Annotated in this window: 11 protein-coding genes; 4 read left to right on the top strand and 7 right to left on the bottom strand. The window is 73.2% G+C overall.

What is annotated here, in order from left to right; all coding sequences use genetic code 11:
• Positions 1 to 69: 69 nt before the first annotated feature.
• Together ACH5HR_RS01180 and ACH5HR_RS01175 are read left to right on the top strand one after the other, a co-directional pair.
• Entirely contained in the window at positions 70 to 627 is a 558-nt protein-coding gene (locus ACH5HR_RS01180; RefSeq protein ID WP_416475800.1) for a hypothetical protein, read from the top strand.
• 4 nt (positions 628 to 631) lie between these two features.
• Positions 632 to 1,300 (top strand): GNAT family N-acetyltransferase, encoded by a 669-nt coding sequence (locus ACH5HR_RS01175; RefSeq protein ID WP_416475798.1) that lies wholly within the window; start codon positions 632 to 634, stop codon positions 1,298 to 1,300.
• 69 nt (positions 1,301 to 1,369) lie between these two features.
• Here ACH5HR_RS01175 and ACH5HR_RS01170 read toward each other — a convergent pair whose 3' ends face one another.
• Complete coding sequence (locus ACH5HR_RS01170; RefSeq protein WP_416475796.1) at positions 1,370 to 2,044, bottom strand: site-specific integrase; 675 nt, start codon at positions 2,042 to 2,044, stop codon at positions 1,370 to 1,372.
• 74 nt (positions 2,045 to 2,118) lie between these two features.
• Here ACH5HR_RS01170 and ACH5HR_RS01165 point away from each other — a divergent pair, with 74 nt between their 5' ends.
• Complete coding sequence (locus ACH5HR_RS01165) at positions 2,119 to 2,772, top strand: IMPACT family protein (RefSeq protein WP_416475794.1); 654 nt, start codon at positions 2,119 to 2,121, stop codon at positions 2,770 to 2,772.
• Positions 2,773 to 2,775: 3 nt separating this feature from the next.
• Here ACH5HR_RS01165 and ACH5HR_RS01160 read toward each other — a convergent pair whose 3' ends face one another.
• From ACH5HR_RS01160 to ACH5HR_RS01150, 3 genes are all read right to left on the bottom strand, one after another.
• Complete coding sequence (locus ACH5HR_RS01160; protein WP_416475792.1) at positions 2,776 to 4,182, bottom strand: UTP--glucose-1-phosphate uridylyltransferase; 1,407 nt, start codon at positions 4,180 to 4,182, stop codon at positions 2,776 to 2,778.
• A 72-nt stretch (positions 4,183 to 4,254) separates the two neighbouring features.
• Positions 4,255 to 4,875 carry an L-threonylcarbamoyladenylate synthase gene (locus tag ACH5HR_RS01155; RefSeq protein ID WP_402371884.1) on the bottom strand — a complete coding sequence of 207 codons (621 nt, stop codon included), beginning with the start codon at positions 4,873 to 4,875 and terminating at the stop codon, positions 4,255 to 4,257.
• Positions 4,876 to 4,912: 37 nt separating this feature from the next.
• Positions 4,913 to 5,896 carry a threonine ammonia-lyase gene (locus tag ACH5HR_RS01150; protein ID WP_416475791.1) on the bottom strand — a complete coding sequence of 328 codons (984 nt, stop codon included), beginning with the start codon at positions 5,894 to 5,896 and terminating at the stop codon, positions 4,913 to 4,915.
• 95 nt (positions 5,897 to 5,991) lie between these two features.
• On the opposite strand from ACH5HR_RS01150, the gene ACH5HR_RS01145 reads away from it, so the two are divergent.
• Complete coding sequence (locus ACH5HR_RS01145) at positions 5,992 to 6,930, top strand: LysR family transcriptional regulator (protein ID WP_416475789.1); 939 nt, start codon at positions 5,992 to 5,994, stop codon at positions 6,928 to 6,930.
• Between the two features lie 36 nt (positions 6,931 to 6,966).
• Here the strand turns inward: ACH5HR_RS01145 and ACH5HR_RS01140 are convergent, their stop codons facing one another.
• The 3 genes from ACH5HR_RS01140 to ACH5HR_RS01130 all read right to left on the bottom strand — a co-directional run bounded on the left by ACH5HR_RS01140 (position 6,967) and on the right by ACH5HR_RS01130 (position 11,313).
• Complete coding sequence (locus ACH5HR_RS01140; RefSeq protein ID WP_416475787.1) at positions 6,967 to 7,569, bottom strand: QsdR family transcriptional regulator; 603 nt, start codon at positions 7,567 to 7,569, stop codon at positions 6,967 to 6,969.
• A 64-nt stretch (positions 7,570 to 7,633) separates the two neighbouring features.
• Positions 7,634 to 9,472 (bottom strand): ABC transporter ATP-binding protein, encoded by a 1,839-nt coding sequence (locus ACH5HR_RS01135; protein WP_416475785.1) that lies wholly within the window; start codon positions 9,470 to 9,472, stop codon positions 7,634 to 7,636.
• Positions 9,469 to 11,313, bottom strand: a complete 1,845-nt coding sequence (locus ACH5HR_RS01130) for an ABC transporter ATP-binding protein (RefSeq protein ID WP_416475783.1) — start codon at positions 11,311 to 11,313, stop codon at positions 9,469 to 9,471. The genes ACH5HR_RS01135 and ACH5HR_RS01130 overlap by 4 nt, the downstream gene beginning before the upstream one ends.
• Positions 11,314 to 11,344: the final 31 nt, after the last annotated feature.

Here is an 11,344-nt window from a genome sequence, read left to right as displayed (position 1 = left end):
GACACCGCTGCTCCGGACCGGACGTCCCGCCCTGGCCCACCTGCTCGGTCGGCAGAGGGGCGTCGCAGGATGAGCCTGACCGCGGAGCTCCACGACTGGGTGCGGCGACGCCGCGCCCGAGCGCTGCCGGTCGTGCGGGTCGAGCACGGGCCGGCGGTACCGGGCCTCGTGCTGCGGGCGGCCGCGGCCGTCGCCGTGGCCGCACTGGTGTGGGCAGCGGCATCGCGCACGACGCTGATGGCCGGGCTCGTGCTGACGGCGGTGGCCGGTGCGGCACTCTGGGCGCTGGCACGCCCGGGGCAGCTTCCCGCGCACGTCGCCGTCGTCCTGTCCGCCCTGCTCCTGCTGGGCTCGGCTTCCACTCCCTTCGATCCCGCTGTGCTCTGGCTCGCTCCGTTGGCCTACCTCGCGGTGCGCCTGAGCTGGTGGGCGGGTCATGTCGGGTGGCGGACGCGGGTCGAGGTGGCGGTGCTGGGGCGCAGCGGCTCGCGGGACCTCGTCGTCGCCGGCGTGACGAGCGCCGTCGGAGCGCTCGCCTGGGCGGTGTCCGGTGCTGCGCTCGCCGGCCTCGTGCTGCTCGGCGGAGCGGCGCTCCTCGCCCTGGCGTGGTGGCTGCTGCCACGATGACCCGATGAGCGAGATCACGATCCGTCCGTATCGCCCGTCAGACCGTCCCGCCGTCGCCGAGGTGTGCGTCCGGACCGCCGCGGGCGGCGGCGACGCCCGCGGCGTCTACTCCGACGACGACCTCATGCCCGAGGTGTACGCCCTGCCGTACGTCGATCACGCTCCCGACCTCGCGTTCGTCGTGGTCCGGCACGACGACGGACCCAGCGGGCCGCTGTCGGTCGACGACGGGCGACTGCTCGGCTACATCATCGCCGTGGCCGACACGGCGGAGTTCGCGGCGTGGTGGGAACGGGAGTGGACGCCGGGCTTCGTCGACCGGCACCCCGCAGCCGGTCCGCCGACGGCTGCCGACCCTGGCTACTCCGAGGACGCCCTGCTGTACGACGGCCGCGACCCGCAGCGCATGGTGCGCGGGCTGCAGCACGGAGAGCTCGAGACCCACCCGGCGCACCTGCACATCGACCTGATCCCCGAGGCGCAGGGTCGAGGCCTGGGCCGCCGGCTCGTGGACACGCTGCGTGCCGCGCTCGCCGCCCGTGGTGTCCCGGGCGTGCACCTCGGGTACGACCCGGCCAACACGTCAGCCCGGGCGTTCTACGACCGGATGGGCTTCGAGGAGCTCGCTTCGCACACCCCCACCAGGCCTCTGCTGGGCATCTCGACGAGCTGAGGCCCCCGCCCTCTGGGCGGGTTGTGGCCGTGCGTCCTGGCCTTCTGATGTTCAGAGGTGCTTGGCACACTATTTCTCTTCGGTCACCTCTGTACCGGGATCGGTCAGCCCTGCATCCCGCCAGGCGCGGCGCACCTGCTCGAACCGGGTGGGCAGCGGCGGCCTGGTCGCCCCGTAACGAGCGTTCGTGCGGTGGACGAACCTCCGCCAGGACAGCACCAGCCCCTGCCGCGTGATCGGCAGCCCGCTGGAGACGGTCGTGCCGTTGTCGTGCGTGTGGTGCACCGTCAGGAGCAAGGCGCGGGGGACGGAGCCCTCCAGCTCGGCCGCCAGCTCGGTGCGGACCACCATCCAGTGCCTCAGGACGATCACGACCTCCCCCGGGACGCGGTGCCGGCGGAGGGTCCGGTGCTTGCCGTGACGCACGAGGACCCTCCCCTCCCCCGTCGGCCGCGCACCACCGACGCGTCCGGTCCCGTCCGACCCCAGGTCGAGGTCCTCCGCCCGCACTCGCAGCAGGTCGCCGTACCTCGCCCCGGTCGCGCGGGTCAGCCCGGCGATCACCGCGAGGCGCACGATCTCGGGCTTGCCGTCGGGCCGCAGCGCCTCCACCGAGAGTTGGCGCCAGACCCACTCCGCCTCGTCGAGCGAGACCGTGGGTCGGGGGTAGCGCCCGACCTCTCCCACGGCAGCACTGTCGTCCGTGCTCGGTAGTCCGTCCGTCGTCTCGTGCGAGTTCGCCATGGGTCGATGATGGCGCTTGGCACACTATTTCGTCGGATGATCTGTCGGCGTGTCGGCGCTCGTAGGATCGACGGATGCCCCTGCCCCGCACCCTCTCGGCGCCCGTCGACCACGAGCTCGTGATCAAGCGGTCCCGCTTCCTCGCCCACGTGGCTCCCGTCGCCGACGGCACCGAGGCGGACGAGGTCGTCGCCCGTCTGCGCAAGCAGCACTGGGACGCGCGGCACCACTGCGTCGCCGTGGTGCTCGGCGTCCATGCGGACACCCAGCGCTCCTCCGACGACGGTGAACCGTCCGGCACGGCGGGCGTCCCGATGCTCGAGGTGCTGCGGCACCGTCGTACGACCGATGTCGTCGCCGTCGTCACGCGGTACTTCGGCGGGGTGCTGCTCGGCGCGGGCGGGCTCGTCCGGGCCTACTCCGGAGCCGTGACCGCGGCGCTCGACGACGCGGAGCGCCGCGGTCTGGTGATCGGGCGCCGCCACCTGGTCGAGGTGACGCTCGACGCCCCGCACGCCGAGGCCGGCCGGCTCGAGCACCTCCTGCGCGAGTGGGCCGCGCACCGGGACGCCGTCGTCGGCGAGACCGTCTACGCGGAGGTCGCGCGGCTCACCCTGCTGGTCCCGCCGGACGAGGTGGCCCGGCTGCACGACGACGTCGCGGCAGCCACCGCAGGCCGGCTCCGCCCCACCGTGGGCGCTGAGCGGGTCGTCGACGTGCCGCGGTGAGTCTCAGGCAATCCCGTCGCGGGTGATGGTGGCTCCGTCGGGGACCGTCCCCGTCCCCTCCTCCGGCTCGGGCAGCTCGGCCGCCCCCTCGGCGCGCACGCCACGACCGAAGGTCCAGTCCCCCGCGACCGAGAGACCGGTCGCCGCCCGCAGCGACGGCGGCCCGGCCGGGAACCGGGCGTCGAACGCGCCGATGGTCTTGTACGTCTTCGACAGCCGCACGAGCGGCGCCTCGACCTGCGCGACCAGCCGGTAGTCGTCGGTGAGGTCGTACACGTCCGAACGCAGCAGCAGCAGGTCGTCGGTGGTCTTGACCGGCAGGAACCGCTCGCGACCCACCTCGATCGCCGTCGCCCCCTCGAAGACCGCCACCGCGGCGCCCATCGCCGACTCGATCTGGATCACCTCGGGTGAGCTCGGGTCCGACGGGTCGACGGTCTTGGCGTTGCGGATCAGCGGCAGCTCGAGGACCCCGCCGGTGCGGTCCAGCTCGGCCGCCAGGACCTCCAGGTCGAACCACAGGTTGTTCGTGTGGAAGTAGCGGTGGCGCTCCGGGTCGAGCGAGACGTCCACGTCCTCCGGGTGCGTCTGCGCCGTCTCGCGCTGGATGATCCGACCGTCCGACCGGCGGACCACGAGCTGGCCGCCCTTGACGTCGGCCGGCGTCTTGAGGCACATCTCGGCCGCGTAGGGGGCACCGGTGCCGGCGAACCAGGCCGCGATCTCGCCGTCGGGCGCCGCACCGAGGTTGTCCGAGTTGGAGACGCAGGCGTAGCGGAAACCGGCGTCGAGGAGTGCCCGCACCACGCCGTTGGCGTGCAACGCCGGGTAGAGGTCACCGTGCCCCGGCGGGCACCACTCCAACGATGGGTCGTCCGGCCACTCGACCGGTTCCAGCGTGTCCGCCCGCAGCTTCGGCTCCCGGTTCTGCAGGAAGTCGAGCGGCAGCCCTTCCACAGCGAGGTCGCCGTACCCCGACAGGGCGGCGAGCGTGTCGTCCTGCGTGCGGAAGGAGTTCATCAGCACCAGCGGCAGCCGCGCGCCCGTAGCCTGGCGCGCCGCACGCACCTGGCCGACGATCACGTCGAGGAAGCTCAGCGACTCGCCCTCGGCCGACCGGCGTACCTCGAGCAACGACTTCGCCCGGTCCATCCCCATCGAGGTGCCGAGGCCCCCGTTGAGCTTGATGATGGCCGTCCTCGCCAGGGCCGCAGACGCATCGGCCGCGTCGACGTCGAGGTCGGCGTGCCGGGTCAGGCCCGTCAAGGGCTCGACGTCGTCCTCCCGCACGTAACCGCTCTGGCCGCCTTCCAGCAGCCGGTAGAATCGGCTGAACACGTCGACGGCGGCGGATGCCACCCCCGCACCGTGCATCTTGTCCCGGGCCAGCTCGAGTCCACGATCGCTCATGACCAGCACCCTAGCCCGATCAGGTCGCCGAACGGTGAACGGGCCGCGACGTGAGCGTGCGGCATCGGCCCCCTACTCGAACGGCGCGGGATCCCCCGCCCCGGCCCGGACGACCTCCGGGTAGCCGGCGGACCAGTCGACCACGGTGGTCGGCTCCGCCGAGACGTCCCCGGAGTCGACGATCACGTCGACCGATCGGTCCAGCGCCTCGGAGACCTGCCACGCCTCGGTGAGAGGCTCGGCGTCCCCGGGCATGATGAGCGTCGAGCTGAGCAGCGGCTCGCCGAGCTCGCTCAGCAGGGCGTGGACCACGCGCGAGTCCGGGATGCGCACGCCGACGGTCTTCTTCTTCGGGTGGGCGAGCCGGCGCGGCACCTCGGAGGTGGCCGGCAGGATGAACGTGTACGGACCGGGTATGGCCGCCTTGATCGCCCGGAAGGCCGAGTTGTCCAGCCGCACGAGCTGGCCGAGCTGGGCGAAGTCGCAGCACACCAGCGTGAAGTGGTGCTTGGCGTCCAGACGCCGGATCTGCCGGATCCGCTCGGTGCCGTCGTGCAGCCCGATGCGGCAGCCGAGGGCGTAGCCGGAGTCCGTCGGGTAGGCGACGAGCGCACCGTCCCGGAGGGCCGCCACGACCTGGCCCACCAGGCGTGGCTGCGGGTCGACGGGATGGATGTCCACGAGACGAGCCATCTCGCCAGGCTACGCCGGGACGAGGCACCCTCGCTGGTCAGGTGCTCGCCAGGGCGCGGCGCAGCTCGGCCTCGCTCGCGTTGCCACCGGAGCAGACGACGCCGGTCCGCGCGCCGGCGAACAGTGCGGGATGTGTCAGCACGGCCGCCAGGGCGGCGGCGCCCGCCCCCTCGGCCACGGTGCGGGCGGCCGTGAGGTAGGCGCGCTGAGCGCGGGTGATCGCGTCGTCGTCCACCAGCAGGAAGTCGCTCAGGTGAGCACGCAGGATCCTCTGGGTGAGGGCGAACCCGCGCCCGACGGCGAGGCCCTCGGCGCGCGTGGCGTTGGGCCGCGTGAGGAGCTCGCCGGCGCGCCACGAGTCGTGCGCGGCCGGGGACGCTGCCGCCTGCACGCCGACGACGCGGACGCGGGGAGCGACCGCTGCTGCCACGAGGCAGGCGGCACCCGCGCCGGATCCGCCACCGACAGGCACGACCAGGACGTCCAGGTCGGGCCGCTGCTGCAGCAGCTCGAGGGTCGCGGTGGCCACCCCGGCGACGAGGTCCGGCTCGTCGGCGGCGCTCACCAGGCGCGCGGAGCGGTCGGCTGCGAGCCGCTCGGCGTGCGCGCAGGCGTCCTCCAGCCGGTCGCCGTGCAGGACGACGTCCGCGCCGAGCGACCGGACGGCCCGCTCCTTGACAGGGTTCGGCGCCATCGGCATGACGATCGTGCACGGCGCACCCACGTGCCGGGCGGCGTACGCGAGCGCCTGCGCATGGTTGCCCGTGGAGTAGCCGACGATGCCGCGCCGACGGGCGTCGTCGGACATCTGCAGGAGCAGGTTGAGCGCCCCGCGCGCCTTGAACGCGCCCGTGCGCTGCAGGTTCTCGTGCTTGATGACGAGGCGCGCTCCGGACGCGCCGGCGTCGTCGGCCAGGCGGTCGAGCTCGGTGTAGGTCGATGCCGGCGTGCGCTCGACGAGACCCTCGATACGGCGCTGGGCGGCCAGGACGTCGGCGACGGTCGGCGGGGGGATATCCATGCCTCCACCATCGGTCGCGCATGATCCATCGGTCCAATGCCATCTTGTGACCTGAACCATCGCCGACGTCGATGGATGGTTCGTATCCTGGTGCGATGACGGACGTCCCGCCCCCCGCCGCCCAGCTCGACCTGACCCGGCTGCGCGTGCTGGCCGCCGTGGCCCGGACCGGGTCGGTGACGGCCGCGGCCCGCGAGCTGCACTACGCCCAGCCGTCCGTGAGCCACCACCTCGCGCGGCTCGAGACCGAGGCGGGGATCCCCCTGCTGCAGCGCGCAGGGCGCGGCGTGCGCCTCACCGAGGCCGGTCGCCTCCTCGCCGATCGTGCCGGTGAGATCATCGCCCGCGTCGAGGGGGCGCAGCGTGAGCTCGACGCGCTCGCCGGCCTGCGCGCCGGCAGGGCGCGCCTCGCCGCCTTCCCGTCGGCCCTCGCCACGATCGTGCCCGAGGCCGTCACCCGGTTGCGTCGGGACCACCCGGGGATCGGTGTCAGCCTCGTCGAGGCGGAGCCGCCGGAGGCGGTCGCGGCGCTCCAGGCCGGTGAGGTCGACGTCGCCCTCGTCTTCGAGCACTCCGACGTGCGCCACACCCGCAGCGTCGACGACCTCTCCCGCTTCCAGACCACGCGGGTGCTCGACGACACGGTGCACCTCGTCACGGCGCACGGCGGGCGAGGGCCGGCCGGGGGCTCCGGCCGCACGGGAAGCGCACTGCTGCGCGCCCACGAGGACGACGCCTGGATCGCCGGCTGCGAACGATGTCGTGCGGACCTCGTCGCACGGTGTGCCGCGGCCGGGTTCGCCCCCCGGTTGGCCTTCGAGACCGACGACTACGTCGCCGTGCAGGCGCTCGTCGCGGCCGGCGCAGGCGTGAGCCTGCTGCCCGGTCTCGCTCTGCGCGCGCACCGCAACCCTGACGTGGTCACCGTTCCGCTGCCGGGCGCCGGGCGGTCGGTGCTCGCGCTCACCGTGGGCGCACCCACTCCCCCGGCGGCCGCACTGGTGGAGCGACTGGTCGCGACCGGCCGCTCCTGACCCGTACCGGACGGTCTGGGATCTCAGCGACCGGCCCTAGGCCATCGGCAGGACCGTCCGGCGCAGGTGCTCGCCGAGCCGTCTGTCCGGCTCGATCCCCGCGAGCATCGAGCCGAAGAGGACCGACTCCCCGATCCGGACGAAGGCGAACGCCGTCTCGGCCACCGAGAACTGCAGCGGGCCCAGGTCGCCGGTCTCCTGCTCCCGGCGGATGAGCTCCGCCCACGCCTCGACGTTGCGGACGTGGACCCGGGCGGTCGCGCCGAACAGCACCCGGGTCGCGTCCACGGGATCGACGGCCAGATACTTCTGCAACGGCTCGTAGAGGCCGACCTCGTCGTCGAAACGCTGCGCGACCGCCAGGAGGCGGTCGACGCCGCCCATCGCCGCGTCGTCGGTGTCGTGGCGCGCCCGGTCAAGGGTCCGTGCCGCGAGCTGCCACAGCACGTCGCCCAGCAAGCGGTCGCGACTGCCGACGACCCGGTACAGCGTCGCCCTGCTCACCCACAGGTCCTCGGTGAGCTGGTCCATCGCCAGCCCGCCGGATGCCACGAACCGCCGGCGGGCGGCGCGCAGCGCGACCGGGTAGGTGATGACGCGGCCCCGGGTACCGCTGTCTCGCTCTCGGACGTCGACCACGATGTCGCACCTCTCCTGTCGCCGGACCGCCAGCATACCGTCCGGTCGGTCGGCCGCAAGGAGGTCAGACGACCGAGTCCCGCCACGCGGCATCCAGCGCCGCGAACCGCCCCTGCTGCATCACCAGCTCCTGCGGCGTGCCGTCCTCGACGACGCGACCGCCCTCCATCACGAGCACGCGGTCCGCGATCGCGACCGTCGAGAGCCGGTGGGCGATGATGATCGCCGTCCGGTCGGCGAGCAGCGTCTGGAGGCCGGCCTGCACCAACCGCTCCCCCGGGACGTCGAGCGAGCTCGTCGCCTCGTCCAGCACCAGGACCGCCGGGTCGGCGAGGAAGGCGCGGGCAAAGCTGAGCAGCTGGCGCTGCCCCGACGAGACCCGACCGCCCCGCTTGTTCACCTCGGTGCCGTACCCGTCGGGCAGACCGGTCACGAAGTCGTGCACCCCGACCGCCCGAGCCGCCGCCTCGATCTGCTCGTCGGTGGCGTCCGGGCGACCCAGAGCGATGTTCTCGCGCACCGTGCCGCTGAAGAGGTACGCCTCCTGCGTCACCATCACCACCGCACGCCGCAGGTCCCGGGTGGACAGGTCGCGCACGTCCACACCGTCGAGGAGCACCCGCCCCTCGCTCGCGTCGTAGAACCGGGTGACGAGCTTGGCCAGCGTCGACTTGCCCGCCCCGGTCGAGCCGACGAGCGCGACCGTCTGCCCGGCCGGGATCGTCAGGTCGAGCTCGGGGAGCACCACCGGGCCCTTGCCGTAGCCGAACGTGACGTCCTTGAGCCGCAGCTCGCCACGAGCCCTGCGCAACGGCGTCGGGCGCTGCGGCTCGACCACCGTCGGTTCCTCCGCGAGCAGCCCGGACACCTTCTCGAGCGCGGCCACCGCTGACTGCAGCGCGTTGTAGAACATGCCGAGCTGCTGGATCGGCTGGAAGAAGCGCTTGACGTACAGCAGCACGGCGACGAGCGCACCGAGCTCGAGCTGCCCCTCGAAGACCCGCCACCCGCCGTAGGCGAGCGCTGCCGCCACGGTGACGTTGCCGATCAGCACGAGCCCTGGCTGGTAGCGGCCGTTGACGCCGAAGATGCGCAGGTTCGCGTCGCGGTACTCCTCGCCGAGCCGTGCGTACTCGGCCTGGGTGGTGGGTTCGCGCCGGAACGCCTGGACCGCCCGCATGCCCGTCATGGTTTCGACGAACTTCACGATGAGCCGTGCCGACGCGCCGCGCTGCTCGCGGTAGTGGAGCTGCGAGCGCCGCTGGAACCAGCGGGTCAGCAACCAGGCGGGCACGAGGGCGACCGTCAGCACCAGCCCCGACCGCCAGTCGACGACGAACAGCGCCGCTCCGGTGAACACCATGAGCATCAGCGAGGACACCACGCCCGTCAGCCCGCCGTCGAAGAGCTCGCGGAGCGCCTCCAGGTCGGAGGTCTGGCGGCTGATGACGCGACCCGAGGTGTAGGACTCGTGGAACTCGAGCGAGAGCCGCTGCGTGTGCCGGAAGACCCGGCGACGCAGCTCCAGGAGCACGCTCTGGGCGACGCGGGCCGCGGCCCGGACGTACGCGCCGGCGCACACGCCGCCCAGCACGGCGGCCGCGAGGTACGCGCCGCCGATGGTCACGAGCCGACCGGGGTCGCCGTCGCGCAGGGCGGGCAGCGCGGTGTCGATCCCCGCCTGGACGAGGAGCGGCCCTGCCACCTGGCCGAGCGTCCCGACCACGATCAGGAGCCCCGCCCAGGCCAGCGGGCGCCACCGGGGACGCAGCAGCTCCCCGAGAAGCCGGAGCGAGCGGCTGCGTACCGCGCGCGATGTCGTCCGGTCGAGCTGGGACACGTCGTCGGTGTGGACGTCGCGGGGCGCCCAGCTGTCGGGCGTCGTGGTGCGCGGCGCGGTCATCGGGTCGCCTCCGTCGCGTGGTCGTGCTCGCCGCTCTTCCAGTCGGCTTCGAGCGAGGCGATGACATAGCGGTAGTGGTCGTCGGAGGCGAGCAACTCACGATGCGTCCCGACCGCCGTGATGCGCCCCGCGGACAGGACGGCGACCCGGTCCGCGAGCGCCACCGTCGACGGCCGGTGGGCGATGACGAGGCTGGTGGTGCCCTGGAGCACGTCTCGCAGGCCAGCCGTGACGGCCTCCTCGGTGGTGACGTCGAGGGCGGAGAGCGGGTCGTCGAGGACGAGCACGCGGGGCCGGGCGGCGATCGCCCGGGCGAGGGCGAGGCGTTGTCGCTGGCCGCCGGACAGGGAGAGCCCTTCTTCGCCGATGCGGGTGTCGACGCCCCGCGGCAGGTCGTGGACGAAGCCCGCCCGGGCGACCTCGACGGCCTCGTGCAGCCGCTGCTCGCGGGCCTCGGCGGGCAGGTCGTCGTCGACGCCGAGGAGCACGTTGTCGCGCACCGACGCCGAGAACAGCGTCGGGTCCTCGAAGGCGACGGCCACGGCACGTCGCACGTCGTGCCGGGACAGGTCGCGCACGTCGTGGCCGTCGATCTCGACGGCGCCCGTGGTCACGTCGGCGAGCCGCGGGACCAGCAGGGCGAGGGTGGACTTGCCGGACCCGGTCAATCCGACCAGCGCCGTCGTCGTGCCTGCCGGCAGCTCGAGGTCGACGCCGTCGAGCACGGGCGCCGGGGCGTCGGCGTACCGGAAACCGACGTCGCGCAGCACGACGCGGCCCTCACCCTCGCCGAGGTCGACAGGGTCGGCCGGGTCGGTCAGCGGGTTCGGGGTGTCGACCACCTCGAAGAAGCGGTCGACGGCGGTGCGGGCGTTGAGGGTCATCGACAGCGTCATGCCGAGGTCGACGACCGGGCCGTTGATGACGGCTGCCGTGAGGAAGAACGCGACGAGGGCGCCGACGCTCAACTGCCCCTCGGCTGCCAGCCAGATGCCGAGGATCAGGCAGACCGCGAGCGTGAGCTCCGGGACGAGCTGCAGGGAGGTGGTCACGGTGGCCTGGTTGCCGGCCTTGCGGATCTCCGTGCGGCGCAGCTCCTCCGCCTGCCCGGAGAACGACTCCAGCGCGTCGTCCCCGCGGCCGAAGGCCTTGAGCACCCGGATCCCGTGCACCGACTCCTCGACGGTGTTGGCCAGGTCGCCGGACTGGTCCTGCGAGAGCCGGGCGATGACGCGGTAGCGGCGCGAGAACCGGAACGCGATGATCGTCACCGGGACGGCACCGGCGAGGTAGACCAGTCCCAGCCACCCGGCGGTCGTGAGGAGGAGGGCGACACCGACGGCGATGGTGACGGTGCTGACCACGAGCTGCAGCAGCCCGAACACGAGCCATCGCCGCAGGAGGCCCAGGTCGGTCATGGAGCGGCTCAGCAGCTGACCCCCTGGCCACCGGTCGTGGAACGCCGCCGGGAGCTGCTGCAGGTGACGGAAGAGCTCTGTGCGCAGCGCCGCCTCGACCCGGGTGCCCGGGTACATCACGAGGTTGCGGCGCAGGAGGATGAGGCCGGCCTCGGTGATCCCGAGACCGAGGACGGCGAGCGTCGGCCACAGCAGCGCGGCGTAGTCGTGGTCGGCGACGCCCTGCGCGAGCGGCCCTTCCACGAGGCGCTGGAGGACCCGCGGGATCGCCAGTGCCGCGAGGCTCGCCCCGAGGGAGGCGACCAGACCGCCGACGAGGCGTGGTAGCGCCGGACGGACGTAGGGCAGCAGCCGCAGCACCGAGGCGACCGTGCCGAGCTGGGAGCCGGCGGGCGCGGGGCGTTCAGGAGAGTCGGGTGGCATCGCTCACATCATCCCACCGAGCATCGACATG

This window comes from Isoptericola maris, from assembly GCF_048065335.1.
In the GTDB taxonomy this organism is placed as follows: domain Bacteria; phylum Actinomycetota; class Actinomycetes; order Actinomycetales; family Cellulomonadaceae; genus Isoptericola; species Isoptericola rhizosphaerae.
The sequence above is the reverse complement of the archived record's forward strand: the minus strand, read 5'-3'. Positions and strand labels throughout refer to the sequence as shown.

Bases quoted from the DNA above. Each gene is read 5' to 3' on its own strand.
- ACH5HR_RS01145 (WP_416475789.1), top strand. From the start codon at position 5,992: ATGACGGACGTCCCGCCCCCCGCCGCCCAGCTCGACCTGACCCGGCTG.
- ACH5HR_RS01155 (WP_402371884.1), bottom strand. From the start codon at position 4,875: ATGGCTCGTCTCGTGGACATCCATCCCGTCGACCCGCAGCCACGCCTG.
- ACH5HR_RS01160 (WP_416475792.1), bottom strand. From the start codon at position 4,182: ATGAGCGATCGTGGACTCGAGCTGGCCCGGGACAAGATGCACGGTGCG.
- ACH5HR_RS01165 (WP_416475794.1), top strand. From the start codon at position 2,119: ATGCCCCTGCCCCGCACCCTCTCGGCGCCCGTCGACCACGAGCTCGTG.
- ACH5HR_RS01150 (WP_416475791.1), bottom strand. From the start codon at position 5,896: ATGGATATCCCCCCGCCGACCGTCGCCGACGTCCTGGCCGCCCAGCGC.
- ACH5HR_RS01135 (WP_416475785.1), bottom strand. From the start codon at position 9,472: ATGACCGCGCCGCGCACCACGACGCCCGACAGCTGGGCGCCCCGCGAC.
- ACH5HR_RS01170 (WP_416475796.1), bottom strand. From the start codon at position 2,044: ATGGCGAACTCGCACGAGACGACGGACGGACTACCGAGCACGGACGAC.
- ACH5HR_RS01180 (WP_416475800.1), top strand. From the start codon at position 70: ATGAGCCTGACCGCGGAGCTCCACGACTGGGTGCGGCGACGCCGCGCC.
- ACH5HR_RS01130 (WP_416475783.1), bottom strand. From the start codon at position 11,313: ATGCCACCCGACTCTCCTGAACGCCCCGCGCCCGCCGGCTCCCAGCTC.
- ACH5HR_RS01175 (WP_416475798.1), top strand. From the start codon at position 632: ATGAGCGAGATCACGATCCGTCCGTATCGCCCGTCAGACCGTCCCGCC.